13 protein-coding genes and 5 tRNA genes are annotated in these 17176 nt (G+C 62.3%); 12 read left to right on the forward strand and 6 right to left on the reverse strand.

From position 1 onward, the window contains the following. Positions 1-8 precede the first annotated feature (8 nt). From astB to astE, 3 genes are read left to right on the forward strand one after another with little or no spacing between them, the layout of a single operon-like run. Positions 9-1358: an N-succinylarginine dihydrolase gene (gene astB / locus Q7C30_RS18180; protein WP_317872312.1), complete on the forward strand. Its 1350-nt coding sequence runs from the start codon at positions 9-11 to the stop codon at positions 1356-1358. Positions 1359-1374: 16 nt separating this feature from the next. Next, the gene (locus tag Q7C30_RS18185; RefSeq protein WP_317872313.1) at positions 1375-1665 is read left to right on the forward strand and encodes a topoisomerase II; all 291 of its coding nucleotides are present in this window, start codon (positions 1375-1377) and stop codon (positions 1663-1665) included. An 11-nt stretch (positions 1666-1676) separates the two neighbouring features. Continuing rightward, positions 1677-2684, forward strand: coding sequence for a succinylglutamate desuccinylase (astE, locus tag Q7C30_RS18190; RefSeq protein WP_317872314.1), 1008 nt, complete (start codon positions 1677-1679; stop codon positions 2682-2684). Positions 2685-2688: 4 nt separating this feature from the next. On the opposite strand, the gene Q7C30_RS18195 is transcribed toward astE, so the two are convergent. Then, on the reverse strand, positions 2689-3879 hold the full coding sequence (locus tag Q7C30_RS18195) for a M91 family zinc metallopeptidase (protein WP_317872315.1): 1191 nt from the start codon (positions 3877-3879) through the stop codon (positions 2689-2691). 358 nt (positions 3880-4237) lie between these two features. Between Q7C30_RS18195 and alaS the strand changes: the two genes are divergently transcribed. The 8 genes from alaS (at position 4238) to mgtE (ending at position 10990) form a co-directional block, all read left to right on the forward strand. Beyond that, positions 4238-6862 (forward strand): alanine--tRNA ligase, encoded by a 2625-nt coding sequence (gene alaS / locus Q7C30_RS18200; RefSeq protein ID WP_317872316.1) that lies wholly within the window; start codon positions 4238-4240, stop codon positions 6860-6862. An 87-nt stretch (positions 6863-6949) separates the two neighbouring features. Beyond that, complete coding sequence (locus tag Q7C30_RS18205) at positions 6950-8185, forward strand: aspartate kinase (protein ID WP_116888672.1); 1236 nt, start codon at positions 6950-6952, stop codon at positions 8183-8185. A 170-nt stretch (positions 8186-8355) separates the two neighbouring features. Beyond that, the gene (gene csrA / locus Q7C30_RS18210; RefSeq protein ID WP_003254503.1) at positions 8356-8544 is read left to right on the forward strand and encodes a carbon storage regulator CsrA; all 189 of its coding nucleotides are present in this window, start codon (positions 8356-8358) and stop codon (positions 8542-8544) included. 72 nt (positions 8545-8616) lie between these two features. Then, positions 8617-8707, forward strand: a tRNA-Ser gene (locus tag Q7C30_RS18215). Between the two features lie 106 nt (positions 8708-8813). Then, positions 8814-8890, forward strand: a tRNA-Arg gene (locus tag Q7C30_RS18220). Positions 8891-8962: 72 nt separating this feature from the next. Next, positions 8963-9039, forward strand: a tRNA-Arg gene (locus Q7C30_RS18225). An 88-nt stretch (positions 9040-9127) separates the two neighbouring features. Beyond that, positions 9128-9204, forward strand: a tRNA-Arg gene (locus Q7C30_RS18230). A gap of 343 nt (positions 9205-9547) precedes the next feature. Next, positions 9548-10990 (forward strand): magnesium transporter, encoded by a 1443-nt coding sequence (gene mgtE / locus Q7C30_RS18235; RefSeq protein WP_039579015.1) that lies wholly within the window; start codon positions 9548-9550, stop codon positions 10988-10990. A 63-nt stretch (positions 10991-11053) separates the two neighbouring features. On the opposite strand, the gene Q7C30_RS18240 is transcribed toward mgtE, so the two are convergent. Then, positions 11054-11380 (reverse strand): Arc family DNA-binding protein, encoded by a 327-nt coding sequence (locus Q7C30_RS18240; RefSeq protein WP_029613963.1) that lies wholly within the window; start codon positions 11378-11380, stop codon positions 11054-11056. A 622-nt stretch (positions 11381-12002) separates the two neighbouring features. On the opposite strand from Q7C30_RS18240, the gene Q7C30_RS18245 reads away from it, so the two are divergent. Further along, positions 12003-12074: transfer RNA gene (locus tag Q7C30_RS18245), tRNA-Arg, on the forward strand. A 77-nt stretch (positions 12075-12151) separates the two neighbouring features. Here Q7C30_RS18245 and lpdA read toward each other — a convergent pair. The 4 genes from lpdA to Q7C30_RS18265 are packed head-to-tail and all read right to left on the reverse strand — an operon-like array spanning position 12152 to position 17104. After that, the gene (lpdA, locus tag Q7C30_RS18250) at positions 12152-13531 is read right to left on the reverse strand and encodes a dihydrolipoyl dehydrogenase (RefSeq protein WP_317872317.1); all 1380 of its coding nucleotides are present in this window, start codon (positions 13529-13531) and stop codon (positions 12152-12154) included. 2 nt (positions 13532-13533) lie between these two features. Further along, positions 13534-14814 carry a dihydrolipoamide acetyltransferase family protein gene (locus Q7C30_RS18255; RefSeq protein ID WP_317872318.1) on the reverse strand — a complete coding sequence of 427 codons (1281 nt, stop codon included), beginning with the start codon at positions 14812-14814 and terminating at the stop codon, positions 13534-13536. Beyond that, positions 14815-15870: an alpha-ketoacid dehydrogenase subunit beta gene (locus tag Q7C30_RS18260; RefSeq protein WP_039579008.1), complete on the reverse strand. Its 1056-nt coding sequence runs from the start codon at positions 15868-15870 to the stop codon at positions 14815-14817. It lies immediately after the preceding gene. Position 15871: 1 nt separating this feature from the next. Then, the gene (locus tag Q7C30_RS18265; RefSeq protein ID WP_039579006.1) at positions 15872-17104 is read right to left on the reverse strand and encodes a 3-methyl-2-oxobutanoate dehydrogenase (2-methylpropanoyl-transferring) subunit alpha; all 1233 of its coding nucleotides are present in this window, start codon (positions 17102-17104) and stop codon (positions 15872-15874) included. Positions 17105-17176: the final 72 nt, after the last annotated feature.

The following is a 17176-nucleotide window of genomic DNA, read 5'->3' on the forward strand; positions in this document are numbered from 1 at the left end:
CCGAGCCGATGAAAGCCCATGAAGTGAATTTCGATGGCCTGGTGGGGCCGACCCACAACTATGGTGGCCTGTCCTACGGCAACGTGGCCTCGCAGAGCAACAGCCAGCAGCACTCCAACCCGCGAGAGGCTGCGCGTCAGGGACTGGCCAAGATGAAGGCGCTGATGGACATGGGCTTCAAGCAGGGCGTGCTCGCCCCGCAGGAGCGCCCGGACGTGGCCGCCTTGCGCCGCTTGGGGTTCGCTGGCAGCGACGCCGAGGTCATCCGGCGCGCGGCACGCGAGGCGATGCCATTGCTGGTTGCCAGTTGTTCGGCGTCGAGCATGTGGGTGGCCAATGCCGCCACGGTCAGCCCGAGCGCCGACACCGCCGATGGGCGTGTGCACTTCACCGCAGCCAACCTCAACTGCAAGTATCACCGCAGCATCGAGCACCCGACCACCAGCCGCGTTTTGGCGGCGATGTTCGCCGACGCACAGCACTTCGTCCATCACCCGGCGCTGCCTGCGGTGGCGCAGTTCGGTGATGAAGGCGCGGCCAACCACACGCGGTTTTGCCGCGACTACGGCGAGCCGGGAGTGGAATTCTTCGTCTATGGCCGCAGCGCGTTCGACAGCCGTTATCCGTCTCCGCAGAAGTACCCGGCACGCCAGACTCTGGAAGCGTCCCAGGCGGTGGCGCGGCTGCACGGCCTCAGCGCCGATGGCGTGGTCTACGCTCAACAGAATCCGACGGTGATCGACCAGGGCGTGTTCCACAACGACGTGATCGCGGTGGGTAATGGCCAAGTGCTGTTCCACCACCAGGACGCCTTTCTCGACAGCGATGCGGTGCTCGGCCAGTTGCAGACCAAGCTGGGGGCCAGGGGTGGGCAGTTCCAGGCCATCGCGGTGCCGCGCTCGGCGGTGACGGTGGAAGATGCTGTGCGCTCTTACCTGTTCAACAGCCAACTGCTGTCACGCGACGACGGCTCCATGGTGCTGGTGGTGCCCGAGGAGTGCCGTAACAACGAGCGGGTGTGGCAGTACCTGCAGCAGCTCACTGCGCAGCAGGGCGTGATCCGTGAGGTCAAGGTGTTCGACCTCAAGCAGAGCATGCGCAACGGCGGCGGCCCGGCATGCCTGCGTTTGCGTGTGGCGCTCAAAGAGCATGAGTTGGCGGCGGTCAACCCAGGCGTGATACTCACCGCGCCGCTTTATGAACGTTTGCTGCAGTGGGTGGATACGCATTATCGCGATCGCCTGGCCGACGCCGACCTGGCCGACCCGCAACTGCTCGATGAATGCCGTACGGCACTGGACGAGCTGACCCGGATCCTGAACCTGGGTAGTGTCTACCCGTTTCAATACCAACCTTGATAGAGAGAACCTTGAGATGTCCGATGCCCTGCGCCTGATCCTGGAAGATGAAGACGGCACCCAACTGGAAACCTCCTGCACACGCTTTGCGGTGGTGTGGCAAGGCAAGGAGGTGTGGATCCAGCAGGATGGTCGCGGCCAGTTGCTGATCGGTGTCGACGTGGAGGAGGGCGATGCCGAATACGCCAACCTGCTGCTGCGCCCGATGGCCACCAACCTGGTCAGCCTGCAACTGGAGATGGAACCCGCCGAGGTCGACGAAGACGACGATCACGTGCACGGCCCCGACTGCGGCCACCAACACTAAGGAAGCGCCCTATGCTCGCCCTCGGCAAACTGCTTGAGTTGACCCTCACCGATCATGAACCGGCCGAGAAGACCCAGGTGACGTCCCGGGGCGTGCGTCTGCGTTGGCTGGGCGAGGGGGCGCTGGAAGTGCGTCCGCCCGAAGGCGAGGACTGCGGGCTTGATCTGCTGCTTTCGGCAGGTATTCACGGCAACGAGACTGCGCCGATCGAGCTGCTCGAGCGGTTACTGCACGGCGTTGCCGGCGGCACCCTGATACCCCGCGCGCGGGTGTTGTTCCTGTTTGGCAATCCGGCTGCGATCCGCAAGGGCGAGCGCTTCGTGGAGCAGGACATCAATCGCCTGTTCAACGGTCGCCATGCCCTGTCCAGCGGTTTCGAGGCATTGCGTGCGGCCGAGCTGGAGCAGTTTGCCCGCGTCTTCTTCGCTACGCCTGGCCGCCAGCGCCTGCATTACGATCTGCACACCGCCATTCGCGGCTCGAAGATCGAGCAGTTCGCCTTGTATCCGTTCAAGGAAGGTCGGCTGCATTCACGTGAACAACTCGCGCGATTGGCAGCGGCCGGTATCGAGGCGGTGCTGTTGCAGAGCAAGTCGTCGATCACCTTCAGCGCCTTTACCTACGAACAGCTCGACGCCGAAGCCTTCACCCTGGAGCTGGGCAAGGCGCGCCCGTTCGGGCAGAACGCGCCGGTCAACCTCGACCGGCTCGAGCAGCGTCTGATTCAGCTCATCGAACACGCCGAACCAGAAGCTGCGCAGAGTCTTGAGAACCTCAAGCTGTTCCGAGTCGCCCGCGAGGTCATCAAGCACAGTGACAACTTCCGCCTTCACTTGCCGCCGGACATCGAGAATTTTTCGCCGCTGCCGCAAGGCTACCTGCTGGCTGACGATATCGCCCAGACCCGCTGGGTGGTCGACGAGCAGGATGCGCGGATCATCTTTCCCAACCCCAAGGTGCGCAATGGACTGCGTGCCGGCATCCTGGTGGTGCCGGATGCCGGGCAGCAATTGGGTTAGGCCGTTACGGGTAGCTCAATCGCGGTGGCAGCCCCAGTTCGAAGCGTAGGGCATTTTCATTGAAAGGCGGCGGATTGGTGTCGGTATCCGGGGTAGTGGGATCGTCGTCGTAATCGAACATGGACCCTGGGTTGTCGAGTCCGACCGCCAACCGCTCGACGTTGTCCGTCACACTTCCGGTGGCGTAGTTCCAGGCATGGCACAGCTCGTGGTACAGCATGACCAACGACGGTGTATCCAGACGCTGCGCCAACGGGTTGTAGTGGACCTCGCAGTAGCGTAGGCGGTCGCCGCGAACCCCATCGCGCATACGTGGATCGCCCAGATTCAAATCGTAACTCGCGAAGGCATTGTCCAGCGCCTCGCAGGGCTTGATCGTTATGGTCATCTGTTGCGCTACCAGTCGATCGAGCAACACCGAGGCGCTCGGGCTGGCTCTGAGCATTGTCAGTTGACGCGTGACCTGGTCGACGTAGTGTGCATCGCCCTTGATCTTGAAGGCGGCCACGTATTCAGGCGGCAGTTGGGCGTCCTGGAGTGGGTACAGCAAGGGCGCGCTGAAGCCACTCTCGGCGATGATGCGCGCAGGGTCGCCGTAAATCCGGTCATCCTGTTTGCCGGTGCTCACTCGGTTGCTGCCGTGCAGCGCTTCGAGTGTGCCCTTGCCAGCCTCGACCTCAAGGCGGTCCTCGCCAGGGCCTGCGTAGAGCAGACTGTAAGCGGCGCCGCTACGCAGTGCATCGTTGCCGGCGCCGCCGTCGATTTCTGCCTGCCTGAGCCCTTGCACAACAATGCGGTCATCGCCGGCTCCGGCGTCCACCACCACGATGCCGGCATTCAGTGTCTCAGCGTCCGGCGCAGGGCCGTGCACCTGTATGTCGTCGTTACCGTCGCCGCTCTCGATCACCGTGTGCCGGTCCAGGCTGGACTCGACGATCACCTGATCGTCGCCATCGCCAGTACGTACCCGCACGGTATCGTGCGCTGCCAGCGCCAGGGTGCAGGTGACGTCGCGCCAGAGCAAGGCAAGTCCTTCGGGGCAGTGGCGCACAATCAGGTTGCAGCCTTGGTCGAGCACCTCGATCAGCAACTGTCGGCTTTGGCGAGTGATCGTCAGCGGCCCGCTGCGATAGGGCAGGTTCTGCACGACTGAGACGCCGGAGGGATCTTCGATTCTAATTTCGTCCGGTGACATGGAGCGCTTCCTATAAGAACGATGGAAGTCGCATCTTGGCGCCTGATCCGCCTTGGCCAAGGCTATGTTCTTACCACCCGGCGCTGCTGACAGGTGGATGAACAGGATTTAATCCATGTGCCGTTTTCTTTTGCGCGCAGATGCGCGGTAATTGGCTTGTCAGTGGCCAAAGCGACGATTTAGCATCCGCCGATGCCGTTTTCACCGCCGCGAGCCCGAAAATACTCAGGATTACCGGTTTGCATCGCATAAACACACTGCACCTTGCCTGCAGGACCGATATAATGCGGCCCTTTGCCGTCGTTTCGTCGATCCGACGCGTTAGCCAAAAACGGCCGCCGTTTCCGTGGAAGAACCTATGAAAAGCGCAGAAATCCGTGAAGCCTTCCTTCGCTTCTTCGAAGAGCAGGGCCACACCCGAGTTGCCTCCAGCTCGCTGATCCCGGGCAACGACCCGACCCTGCTGTTCACCAACGCCGGCATGAACCAGTTCAAGGACTGCTTCCTCGGTCAGGAAAAGCGCGCCTACACCCGCGCAGTGAGCAGCCAGAAATGCGTGCGTGCCGGCGGCAAGCACAACGACCTGGAAAACGTCGGCTATACCGCGCGGCACCATACCTTCTTCGAAATGCTGGGCAACTTCAGCTTCGGTGACTACTTCAAGCGCGACGCCATCACCTTCGCCTGGACCTTCCTCACGTCCGAGCAGTGGCTGAACCTGCCCAAGGACAAGCTCTGGGTCACCGTCTACGCGAGCGACGACGAAGCCTACGACATCTGGACCAAAGAGGTCGGCGTGCCGGCAGAGCGCATGGTGCGCATCGGTGACAACAAAGGCGCCCCTTACGCTTCCGACAACTTCTGGACCATGGGCGATACCGGCCCATGCGGCCCGTGCACCGAGATCTTCTTCGACCACGGGCCGGACATCTGGGGTGGCCCGCCCGGCTCGCCAGAAGAAGACGGTGACCGCTACATCGAGATCTGGAACAACGTCTTCATGCAGTTCAACCGTACGGCCGACGGCGTGCTGCATCCGCTGCCAGCGCCTTCGGTAGACACCGGTATGGGCCTGGAGCGCATCAGTGCGGTCATGCAGCACGTGCACTCGAACTACGAGATCGACCTGTTCCAGAACCTGCTCGCCGCAGCCGCCAAGGCCATCGGTTGCAGCAACGACGAGCAGCCGTCGCTCAAGGTCGTGGCCGACCATATCCGCTCCTGCGGCTTCCTCATCGCCGACGGCGTGCTGCCCTCCAACGAGGGGCGTGGCTATGTGCTGCGTCGCATCATTCGCCGCGCCTGCCGTCACGGCAACAAGCTCGGCGCCAAGGGCAGCTTCTTCCACCTGATCGTCGCGGCCCTGGTCGCCGAGATGGGCGAGGCCTTCCCCGAGCTCAAGGGCCAGCAGGCGCATATCGAGCGCGTGCTCAAGACCGAAGAAGAGCAGTTCGCCAAAACGCTCGAGCAGGGTCTGCGCATCTTGGAGCAGGATCTGGCGCAGTTGCAGGGCAAGGTCGTGCCGGGCGATGTGGTGTTCAAGCTCTATGACACCTACGGTTTCCCCATGGACCTGACCGCCGACATCGCCCGCGAGCGCGAGTTGACCATCGACGAAGCCGGCTTCGAGCGCGAGATGGATGCCCAGCGCGAGCGCGCCCGTTCGGCCAGCGCCTTCGGCATGGACTACAACAGCCTGGTCAAGGTCGATACCGCCACCGAGTTCCTCGGTTACGAAGCGACCTACGGCGAAGGCAAGGTCATTGCGCTGTACAAGGACGGTCAGTCGGTCGATCAGTTGGGTGAAGGCGAGGAGGGTGTGGTGGTGCTCGACCGCACGCCGTTCTACGCCGAATCCGGTGGCCAGATCGGTGATGCCGGCTATCTGCAGTCCGGCGCCGTGCGCTTCGATGTGCGCGATACCACCAAGACCGGTGGGGCTTTCCTGCACCATGGCGTTGTCGCCAGCGGTGCGCTGCTGATCGGCGCGCCTGTCCAGGCCCATGTCGATGCCGACGTGCAGCACGCCACCTCGCTGAACCACTCTGCCACTCACTTGCTGCACGAAGCGTTGCGCCGGGTGCTGGGCGATCACGTGCAGCAAAAGGGCTCGCTGGTCGACAGTCAGCGCCTGCGGTTCGACTTCAGCCACTTCGAGGCGGTCAAGCCGGAACAGATCAAGGTGCTGGAAGACATCGTCAATGCCGAGATCCGTCGCAACACCGAAGTCACCACTGAACTGACCGATATCGACACCGCCAAGCGCAAGGGCGCCATGGCCTTGTTCGGTGAAAAGTACGGCGATACGGTGCGTGTGCTGACCATGGGCGGCGACTTCTCGGTGGAACTGTGCGGCGGTATCCACGCCAAGCGTACCGGCGACATCAGCCTGTTCAAGATCGTCAGCGAAGGTGGGGTGGCCTCCGGCGTGCGCCGTATCGAGGCGATCACCGGCGCAGCGGCGCTGGCCTGGCTGAACGCGGCCGAAGAGCAGGTCAAGGAAGCTGCGCAACTGGTCAAGGGCAACCGCGACAACCTGATCGACAAGCTGTCGGCTGTGCTGGAGCGCAACCGTCAGTTGGAGAAGCAACTCGAGCAGTTGCAGGCCAAGGCCGCCAGCGCCGCAGGGGACGATCTCTCCAATGCGGCCGTTGAGGTCAAGGGTGCCAAGGTGCTTGCCGCCCGTCTTGATGGGCAGGATGGCAAGGCGCTGCTGGCGCTCGTCGATCAGTTGAAGAACAAGCTCGGCCACGCAGTGATCCTGCTGGGCAGCGAGCATGAGGGCAAGGTCGTGCTGGTGGCCGGCGTGACCAAGGACCTCTCCAGCCAACTCAAGGCTGGCGACCTGATGAAACAGGCCGCTGCGGCGGTCGGCGGCAAGGGTGGTGGCCGTCCGGACATGGCTCAGGGTGGTGGCGTCGACGTCGCCGCGCTGGATCAGGCCCTGGCACTGGCCGTGCCGTTCGCCGAGCAGGGGTTTTGAGAGGAAGCGGCCGCGGGCATGACTGCCCGCGGCCGCTTCGGCAAGGATTGATTACTGGGTGCCCTTCGTGGGCTGAGGCACTTTGAAATGGCGTTGATCGTACAGAAATTTGGCGGCACCTCCGTCGGCTCAATCGAGCGGATCGAGCAGGTGGCCGACAAGGTCAAGAAACACCGCGAAGCCGGCGACGACCTGGTGGTTGTTCTGTCGGCCATGAGTGGGGAAACCAACCGTCTGATCGACCTGGCCAAGCAAGTCAGCGACCAATTGGTGCCCCGCGAACTGGACGTGATCGTTTCGACCGGCGAGCAGGTGACTATCGCACTGCTGGCCATGGCCTTGATCAAGCGGGGCGTGCCGGCGGTGTCCTATACCGGCAACCAGGTGCGCATCCTCACCGACAGTTCGCACAACAAAGCGCGCATCCTGCAGATCGACGATCAGAAGATTCGCGCCGACCTCAAGGAAGGCAAGGTGGTAGTTGTCGCCGGTTTCCAAGGTGTCGACGAGCAAGGCAACATCACGACCCTCGGTCGTGGCGGCTCCGATACCACTGGCGTTGCCCTGGCCGCGGCGTTGGGTGCGCAGGAGTGCCAGATCTACACCGACGTCGACGGTGTCTACACCACCGACCCGCGTGTGGTGCCGCAGGCGCGCCGCCTGGAGAAGATCACCTTCGAAGAGATGCTGGAAATGGCCAGCCTCGGCTCCAAGGTGTTGCAGATCCGCTCGGTGGAGTTCGCCGGCAAATACAACGTTCCGCTGCGCGTGCTGCACAGCTTCAAGGAGGGTCCGGGTACCCTCATTACCATCGATGAAGAGGAATCCATGGAACAGCCGATCATTTCCGGTATCGCCTTCAACCGTGATGAGGCCAAGCTGACCATTCGTGGTGTGCCGGATACCCCGGGTGTCGCCTTCAAGATCCTCGGCCCGATCAGCGCGGCGAACATCGAAGTCGACATGATCGTGCAGAACGTTTCCCACGATAACACCACCGACTTCACCTTCACCGTGCACCGTAACGAGTACGAGAAGGCGCTCAGCGTCCTGGAAAACACTGCGCGCGAGATCGGTGCCCGGGAAGTGATCGGCGACACCAAGATCGCCAAGGTGTCGATCGTCGGTGTGGGCATGCGCTCCCACGCCGGTGTGGCCAGTCGCATGTTCGAGGCCCTGGCCAAGGAAAGCATCAACATCCAGATGATCTCCACGTCCGAGATCAAGGTCTCGGTGGTGATCGAGGAGAAGTACCTGGAGTTGGCCGTGCGTGCGCTGCACACCGCGTTCGAGCTCGACGCGCCTGCCCGACAGAGCGAGTGACGCATTGCCCGCAGGGGCGCGGCCGATGCCGCGCCCTTCGTGTTTCTGGCTGGCGGGCGGGTTACTGTCCTTTTCCTGCCTGACAGCCGACAAGGGCGCCGGATCGTCCCGTCCGGCGCCCTGATTCCAACAGACTGTTGTCCCTGAATGAATTGCGTGAGGAGAAAGCTATGTTGATTCTGACTCGTCGGTGCGCCGAGAGCCTGATCATTGGAGACGGTGAGATCACCGTGACCGTCCTGGGTGTGAAAGGCAACCAGGTGCGTATCGGTGTGAGCGCCCCTAAAGAAGTGGCTGTTCACCGCGAGGAAATCTACCTTCGGATCAAGAAAGAGAAGGACGAAGAACCAAGCCTTTAATTTTTATCGGTTTTTTTTCAAAAAAAGGTTTGCAAACGGGGAAGGGTCTGGTTAATATACGCCCCGTGTTGCGGTGAGGTGGCCGAGTGGCCGAAGGCGCTCCCCTGCTAAGGGAGTATACCTCATAAGGGTATCGGGGGTTCGAATCCCCCCTTCACCGCCATTTTTTGTGTAGGGCGCTGTAGCAGGTCAAGATGCTAAGTCGTTGAAATTAAACGAAATAGTACTTGGCAAAATGATTAAGCGAACTATAATGCGCGGCAAGACACGGACTCATAGCTCAGCTGGATAGAGTACTCGGCTACGAACCGAGCGGTCGGAGGTTCGAATCCTCCTGAGTCCGCCATACAATGAGGCGGTTTTCCTAGGAAAGCGCATCATTCAACCAGTGGTAATCTGGTCTAAAACTACCAACTGTGGACTCATAGCTCAGCTGGATAGAGTACTCGGCTACGAACCGAGCGGTCGGAGGTTCGAATCCTCCTGAGTCCGCCACTTTATGAAGTGGTTTTGCTTGCCGAAAGGCTGCTCAGTGAAGCCAAGTCAAAAACCAGTGGTAACCTGGTCTAAAATTACCAACCACGGACTCATAGCTCAGCTGGATAGAGTACTCGGCTACGAACCGAGCGGTCGGAGGTTCGAATCCTCCTGAGTCCGCCACACCCAAAAAGCCCGCTCACTGTAGCGGGCTTTTTCATGTCTGTCGTTCGGTGCTGCAGCCTACAGGGCGTCGGTGCCCGCGATGTGATTTTTCACAGCGCGACGCCGTCGCACTGTAGGCTTCGAGCGTTGTCAGAGCTTTAGCGCGCAAACGATTGTTACAACCAAAAATTTAAGCGATCACCTGGCTCGACCCGTGTATGATTGCGCCCGTCAGCCCCGCCGGGGCTTGTGGAATACCACCATGGACTTACCCAGTAGTTACTCCTTACTGATTCTTGCCAAGCCAGATCTGACCGATTGATTCTCCCGGCGTGCCCACTGCTGGGAGTGGAGTTCGCCTATGACCGAAGTCGAAGTAAAGAAAGTTCAAGAAAGCCTGCAGGATCGTCTGGCTCAGGTGATCGAGCTGCTGCAGCGCCAACGTCTGGTCGAAGACCTGACCCACCGCCAGGAAGGTCAGCACAACGACCTGGTGGAAAACCTCGTCCACCGGCAGAACCTGGTCGAGCTGCAACGCAAGCTCGATGATCTGCACCCCGCCGATATCGCCTACATCCTTGAAGCCTTGCCCCTGGAAGACCGTCTGACGGTCTGGCAGTTGGTGCGCTCGGATCGCGATGGCGACATTCTCCTGGAAGTCTCCGACGCTGTGCGCCAGACGCTGATCGCCGACATGGACGATCACGAGCTGCTTGCTGCCGCCAAGGAGATGGATGCCGACGAACTGGCTGACCTTGCGCCAGAGCTGCCTCGCGACGTTGTTCATGAGCTGATGGAGAGCCTCGATGCCCAGCAGCGCGAGCGCGTGCGCTCGGCGTTGAGCTACGACGAGGAGCAGGTCGGTGCGCTGATGGACTTCGAGATGGTCACCATCCGCGAAGACGTCAGCCTTGAGGTGGTGCTGCGTTACCTGCGACGGCTCAAGGAGCTGCCCGGCCACACCGACAAACTGTTCGTGGTCGATCAGGGCGGCATCCTCAAAGGCGTGCTGCCCATCAAGCGCTTGCTGGTCAATGACCCGGACAAGAAGGTGGCGGAGGTCATGGCGACCGATCCGGTCAGCTTCACACCCGAAGAAGATGCTTATGATGCGGCGCAGGCCTTCGAGCGTTATGACTTGGTATCCGCTCCGGTGGTGGACAAAGGCGGGCGTCTCATTGGTCGTCTGACCATCGATGAAATGGTCGACCTGATTCGTGAGGAGAGTGAGAGCGAAGTGCTCAACATGGCCGGTCTGCGCGAGGAGGAAGATATCTTCGCTTCGGTTTGGCGCTCGTTGCGCAACCGTTGGGCATGGCTTGCAATCAACCTGATCACTGCTTTCGTCGCCTCGCGGGTGATCGGTCTGTTCGAAGGTTCGATCGAGAAGCTGGTGGCCCTGGCTGCGTTGATGCCTATCGTTGCCGGCATCGGTGGCAACTCGGGCAACCAGACCATCACCATGATCGTGCGTGCCATGGCGCTGGATCAGGTATCACCGGGTAATACGCGCCGCCTGATGCGCAAGGAGCTGGCGGTGTCGCTGCTCAATGGCCTGATCTGGGGCGGGGTGATCGGTGCGGTGGCATTCCTGCTCTACGGCAGTTGGTCGTTGGGTGTGGTGATGACCGCAGCCATGACCCTCAACCTGTTGCTGGCGGCCTTCATGGGCGTCCTGATTCCCATGACCCTCACGCGTTTGGGGCGAGACCCTGCGATGGGCTCGAGCGTGATGATCACGGCGGTGACCGACAGCGGCGGCTTCTTCATCTTCCTGGGGCTGGCGACGCTGTTCCTGCTCTGAGGCTTTGCAGCCACAACGAAAAAAGCCAGCTTACGCTGGCTTTTTTCGTGGGCGTTGGAAGCCTCAGGAGGCGTCTGCGGCCATTTCCACATCGTGGGCGATGAGGGCGACCAGGGCATTCTGCTGGCGGTGGGTAAGCTGGCGGAAGCGTTGCAGCAGCTCGCGCTCGTGCAGCGACAACTCAGGGCTGTCCAGACGCATGCTCAGTTCATCGCCCAGGGCGCCTTCCTGGATAAGGCTTTGCTCCAGGCGGGCGATGATCTCGGAGTTCATGCTGCGGTGATGGTTGCGCGCTACCTCGGCAATGCGCTCACGCATCCCGTCAGGCAGGCGGACGACAAACTTGTCAGCGGTGCGGCTGGAGTAGATAGCCTGTTTCATTGGGCGCATATTAATTGACCGGTTAGTTCGGGTTCAGGGAAGCGGTTCTCAAATTGGCCGCACGGTTGTGGCTACGACCGTGGCGAGAGCAAAATGTTCAACCGTTGTGATTTTGGATGCTCATCTTGCCTCAAGGTCGCCGTTTCTTTGGCGTCAATTCTGTGACAAATAGTGATCCGAATAAAGGCTTTTTGCCAGCACCAATTATCAGAAATGTGTACTGGTTTGAAAAGTTTTACACGCGATCAGTTTGCACTTAAGTCCGCATCCGGCTCAAAAGAGCGGGTAAAACCGGCAAAAGCCTAGGGAAATGACTAAAGATCCCAAGAGTCTTGCGCTGCCAGCGGACGGCCTCGACGACCTGTCACAAGCACTCCCCATCAGGCCTTCAATGCCCGACGTTGACGTTTGGACCGCGGTCACGGGAAAAATTCCCTGTCGATGCCACTAATATGCAATTAATCCCGTAGGGGTGCTGGGGAGGGGAATGGAGGGAGAGGACGACACGCCAGGCGCCATCTTGGTCATGACAAATAGCGATGGGATGGTTAACATGCGGGCCTTGTGCGTCGCACTCGAGCTTGGTTAGCTTCTCCAAGCTACTGAATCTGCGTAGAATGCTCGCCGCGATGTCCCCTTAGTTCAACGGATAGAACAAGCCCCTCCTAAGGGTTAGATGCTGGTTCGATTCCAGCAGGGGACACATCTCTTTCTCTGGCCAGTGCGCGCCAGACCGCCAGGGCCGCCAATGCTGCAACCCCGGCCCGCCTGTCTATGTCATCAAATATGCAACGCGTGTCCCAGCGCCCGTAGTGCAGCTTCCTGCACTGCCTCGCCGAGCGTTGGATGAGCATGGATGGTGCCGGCTACATCCTCCAGGCGCGCGCCCATCTCCAGCGATTGGGCAAAGGCGGTAGACAATTCCGAGACCGCCGCCCCGACCGCCTGCCAGCCCACGATCAGATGATTGTCGCGGCGCGCCACTACCCGCACGAAGCCGCGCTTGGCCTCCAGGCTCATGGCTCGGCCATTGGCGGCGAAGGGGAACTGCGCGACGATGCAGTCCAAGCCTAGCGCCTGGGCTTGTTGCGGCGTCTTGCCGGCCACCACCACTTCCGGATCGGTGAAGCACACCGCAGCAATGGCGGCGGGTTCGAATCGCCGCGCCTTGCCGGCGATCAGCTCGGCCACCATTTCGCCCTGGGCCATGGCTCGGTGTGCGAGCATCGGCTCGCCTGCCACGTCGCCGATGGCCCAGACGTTACGCATGCTGGTCTGGCAGCGTTCGTCGATGGCGATAGCCGCCCCGTTCATGGTCAAGGCCAGGCTTTCAAGGCCAAAGCCGTGAGTGCGCGGCCGACGCCCAACGGCCACCAGCACCTGGTCGGCCTCTAGGCGCAGCCGTTCGTCAGCCTTGGAGCGTGCCCACAGACTGCCATCCTCATACCCCTCGACGCTGTATCCCAAGTGCAGAGCAATGCCGAGCGCCTTCAGCGATTCAGACACCGGTGCCGTGAGCTCGGCATCGTAGCTCGGCAGAATACGCTCGCGCGCCTCCACCACGCTGACTCGCGCCCCGAGCTTGCGATAGGCAATGCCCAGTTCCAGGCCAATGTAGCCACCCCCGACGACCACCAGGTGTTCTGGCAGACGCTCAGGTGCCAGGGCCTCGGTGGAGGAAATGACCGGCCCGCCGAGCGGCAGCATCGGCAGTTCGACGCTGCTGGAGCCGGTTGCCAGCAGCAGGTGCTCGCACTGGATACGCTGGCCGTCGACCTCCACGTGCTTGCCGTCGAGGATCTTCGCCCAGCCATGGATCACCTGCACACCATGCTTTTTCAGCAGGGCGGCGACGCCGCTGGTGAGGCGGTCGACGATACCGTCCTTCCATTGCACGCTACGACTGATATCCAGCTGTGGCGCCGTCACGCGGATACCCAGCGGCGAGTCACCGCTCAGCCGGGTGGCCTGGTGGAACTGCTCAGCGACATGAATCAAGGCCTTGGACGGAATGCAGCCAACGTTCAGGCAGGTGCCGCCCAGTGCCTGGCCCTCGACCAGCACGGTCGGAATGCCCAGTTGTCCGGCGCGGATGGCCGCCACGTAGCCGCCGGGCCCGCCGCCGATGATCAGCAGGGTCGTCTCGATGATCGGTTGCATACTCACTCCACGAACAGGCAGGCGGGTTGTTCCAGCAAGCCGCGCACGGCCTGGATGAACAGCGCGGCATCCATGCCGTCGACCACACGGTGATCGAACGAGCTGGACAGGTTCATCATCTTGCGCACGACGATCTGCCCGCCGACGACCACCGGCCGCTCGACGATGCGGTTGACCCCGACGATCGCCACTTCCGGGGTATTGACCACCGGCGTGCTGACGATGCCGCCCAGGGCGCCCAGGCTGGTCAGGGTGATGGTCGAACCGGACAGCTCTTCGCGACTGGCCTTGTTGCCGCGTGCGGCCTGCGCCACGCGGGCGATCTCACTGGCGTTGTCCCACAGGCTGCCCGCCTCGGCGTGGCGCAACACCGGCACCATCAAACCGCTGTCGCTCTGGGTGGCAATACCGACGTGAACAGCGCCGTGGCGGGTGATGAGCTGGGCTTCGTCGTCATAAGTGGCGTTGATCTGTGGGAAGTCACGCAGGGCGACCACCAACGCGCGCACCAGCAATGGCAGCAGGGTGAGTTTGCCGCGACGCTCGCCGTACTGCGCGTTGAGCTGCTGGCGCAAGGCTTCGAGTTGGGTCACGTCGACTTCTTCGACGTAACTGAAATGTGCCACTCGGCGTTTGGCGTCCTGCATGCGCTGGGCGATCTTGCGCCGCAGACCGATCACCGGCACCTGTTGGCTGTCGGTGCGTTTGCCGCAGGCGGGCGACCGCTGACCCGCAGCGCCCTGTGGTGCGCTGATGAAGGCATCCAGGTCTTCGTGGAGAATCCGCCCGGCCGGCCCGCTGCCGTGCACGTAGCGCAACTCGATGCCGGCATCCAGCGCGCGCTTGCGCACGGCGGGGGAGGCCAGCGGCTTTTCCTGGGCTTCGCGTAGGACGATGGGTGAGGCGACCGGACCGGCTTCAGGCGTGGAAGTGCGCTCGATGGGCGGCTGTGGCGCTGCCTGGACTTCGACCTGCGCCGGCGCGACGGCGGCCGCGGACTGTTGCACCTGGCTCGGCGCGGCATCGACATGATTGCCGCTGCCTTCGACCTCGATCCGGATCAGTTCGCTGCCAACGGCCATGACCTCTCCGGGTTGCCCGCCCAAGGCCAGCACCTTGCCGCTGACCGGCGAGGGAATCTCCACCGTGGCCTTGTCGGTCATGACATCGGCCAGTACCTGATCCTCGGCGATCAGGTCGCCGACCTTGACGAACCACTCCACCAGCTCGACCTGGGCGATGCCTTCGCCGATGTCCGGCATCTTGATGACGTGCGTGCCCATTCAGACCTCCATGACCCGTTTCAATGCCGCACCGACCCGCGCAGGCCCTGGGAAGTAGGCCCATTCCTGTGCGTGAGGGTAGGGTGTGTCCCAGCCGGTGACGCGCTCGATCGGTGCTTCGAGGTGATGGAAGCAGTGCTCCTGCACCAGCGACACCAGTTCGGCGCCAAAGCCGCAGGTGCGCGTGGCCTCGTGCACCACCACGCAGCGTCCGGTCTTTTTCACTGAGGCCACGATTGTGTCCAGGTCCAGCGGCCACAGGCTGCGCAAGTCGATCACCTCGGCATCGACGCCGCTCTCTTCGGCGGCCACCTGGGCCACGTAGACCGTGGTGCCATAGGTGATCACCGTGACATCGTTGCCGGGGCGAGTGATGGCGGCCTTGTCCAGCGGCACGCGGTAGTAACCGTCGGGCACTGCGCTGTGCGGGTGTTTGGACCAAGGCGTCACCGGGCGATCGTGGTGGCCGTCGAAGGGGCCGTTGTACAGGCGCTTGGGCTCGAGGAAGATCACCGGGTCGTCGCATTCGATGGAGGCGATCAGCAGGCCCTTGGCATCGTAGGGGTTGGACGGCATCACCGTGCGCAGGCCGCAGACCTGGGTGAACATCGCTTCCGGGCTTTGGCTATGGGTCTGGCCGCCGTAGATGCCGCCGCCGCAGGGCATGCGCAGGGTCAGTGGGGAGATGAATTCGCCCGCCGAGCGATAGCGCAGGCGCGCCATCTCCGAGACGATCTGGTCGGAGGCAGGATAGAAGTAGTCGGCGAACTGGATTTCCACCACCGGGCGCAGACCATAGGCGCCCATGCCTACCGCCGTGCCGACGATGCCGCTCTCGGAGATCGGCGCGTCGAACACCCGCGACTTGCCGTACTTGGCCTGCAGCCCCTCGGTGCAGCGGAACACGCCGCCGAAGTAACCGACGTCCTGGCCATAGACGACCACGTCCTCGTCGCGTTCGAGCATGACATCCATGGCCGAGCGCAGGGCCTGGATCATGGTCAGGGTGCTGGTGGTCATGGCGTTTTCCGGGTTGATGCTGGTGTGATCGTTCATCTCAAACCCCCAGGTCCTGGCGTTGACGACGCAGGTGATCGGGCATGTCCTTGTACACGTCCTCGAACATCGAGGCGGCGCTGGGAATGTGGCCATTGGCAAGGGTGCCGAACTGCTCGGCCTCTTTCTGTGCCTTGACCACTTCGGCTTCCAGTTCGGCGCTGACGGCCTGGTGCTCGTCATCGGACCAGTGCCCCGCCTTGATCAGGTGCTGCTTGAGGCGGGCGATCGGGTCGCCCAGCGGGAAGTGGCTCCAGTCATCGGCAGGACGGTACTTGGAGGGATCGTCGGAGGTGGAATGGGGGCCGGCGCGGTAGGTGACCCACTCGATCAGGGTCGGGCCCAGGCCCCGGCGCGCACGTTCGGCGGCCCAGCGCGAAGCGGCGTAGACGGCGATGAAATCGTTGCCGTCGACCCGCAGCGAGGCGATGCCACAGCCCACGCCGCGGCCGGCGAAGGTGGTCGATTCGCCCCCGGCGATGGCCTGGAAGGTGGAGATCGCCCACTGATTGTTGACCACGTTGAGGATCACCGGCGCGCGGTAGACGTGGGCGAAGGTGAGGGCAGTGTGAAAATCGGATTCAGCCGTGGCGCCGTCGCCGATCCAGGCCGAAGCGATCTTGGTATCGCCCTTGATCGCCGAGGCCATGGCCCAGCCAACAGCCTGCACGAACTGCGTGGCCAGGTTGCCGCTGATGGTGAAGAAACCGGCCTCGCGCACCGAGTACATGATCGGCAATTGGCGGCCTTTGAGCGGGTCGCGCTCGTTGGACAGCAACTGGCAGATCATGTCCACCAGTGACACATCGCGGGCCATCAGGATGCTTTGCTGGCGGTAGGTGGGGAAGCACATGTCGCTGCGGTTCAGCGCCAAGGCCTGACCGCTGCCGATGGCTTCCTCGCCCAGGCTCTGCATGTAGAAGGACATCTTCTTCTGACGCTGGGCGACCACCATGCGGCTATCGAAGATGCGCGTCTTGAGCATCGTGCGCAGGCCCTGGCGCAGTACCTGCGGGTCGATGCCTTCGGCCCAGGGACCGACGGCGTCGCCCTGTTCGTCGAGCACGCGCACCAGGCTGCCGGACAAATCGGCGGTCTCGGCGGGTTCGACGTCAATGGGCGGTTTGCGAACTTGACCGGCGTCATTCAGGCGCAGGTAGGAAAAATCGGTCTGGCAGCCTGGCCGGCCTGTAGGCTCGGGCACATGCAGACGCAGGGGGGCGTACTCGTTCATGCTGTTCACGCTCGCTCGAATATTGTTTTTGTGAGCTTTGCAACGATCGCCGCTGAGTGCCGGCTCGTGACT

The sequence above is a fragment of the Pseudomonas sp. RAC1 genome (genome assembly GCF_030658255.1).
Lineage (GTDB): Bacteria > Pseudomonadota > Gammaproteobacteria > Pseudomonadales > Pseudomonadaceae > Aquipseudomonas > Aquipseudomonas boreofloridensis.

Excerpts from the sequence above, each read along its gene's own strand:
- Q7C30_RS18260 (WP_039579008.1), bottom strand. The coding sequence starts at position 15,870 with ATGAACGATCACACCAGCATCAACCCGGAAAACGCCATGACCACCAGC.
- Q7C30_RS18255 (WP_317872318.1), bottom strand. The coding sequence starts at position 14,814 with ATGGGCACGCACGTCATCAAGATGCCGGACATCGGCGAAGGCATCGCC.
- astB (WP_317872312.1), top strand. The coding sequence starts at position 9 with ATGAAAGCCCATGAAGTGAATTTCGATGGCCTGGTGGGGCCGACCCAC.
- astE (WP_317872314.1), top strand. The coding sequence starts at position 1,677 with ATGCTCGCCCTCGGCAAACTGCTTGAGTTGACCCTCACCGATCATGAA.
- Q7C30_RS18240 (WP_029613963.1), bottom strand. The coding sequence starts at position 11,380 with ATGCGCCCAATGAAACAGGCTATCTACTCCAGCCGCACCGCTGACAAG.
- Q7C30_RS18185 (WP_317872313.1), top strand. The coding sequence starts at position 1,375 with ATGTCCGATGCCCTGCGCCTGATCCTGGAAGATGAAGACGGCACCCAA.
- Q7C30_RS18205 (WP_116888672.1), top strand. The coding sequence starts at position 6,950 with ATGGCGTTGATCGTACAGAAATTTGGCGGCACCTCCGTCGGCTCAATC.
- csrA (WP_003254503.1), top strand. The coding sequence starts at position 8,356 with ATGTTGATTCTGACTCGTCGGTGCGCCGAGAGCCTGATCATTGGAGAC.
- Q7C30_RS18195 (WP_317872315.1), bottom strand. The coding sequence starts at position 3,879 with ATGTCACCGGACGAAATTAGAATCGAAGATCCCTCCGGCGTCTCAGTC.
- Q7C30_RS18265 (WP_039579006.1), bottom strand. The coding sequence starts at position 17,104 with ATGAACGAGTACGCCCCCCTGCGTCTGCATGTGCCCGAGCCTACAGGC.
- lpdA (WP_317872317.1), bottom strand. The coding sequence starts at position 13,531 with ATGCAACCGATCATCGAGACGACCCTGCTGATCATCGGCGGCGGGCCC.
- alaS (WP_317872316.1), top strand. The coding sequence starts at position 4,238 with ATGAAAAGCGCAGAAATCCGTGAAGCCTTCCTTCGCTTCTTCGAAGAG.
- mgtE (WP_039579015.1), top strand. The coding sequence starts at position 9,548 with ATGACCGAAGTCGAAGTAAAGAAAGTTCAAGAAAGCCTGCAGGATCGT.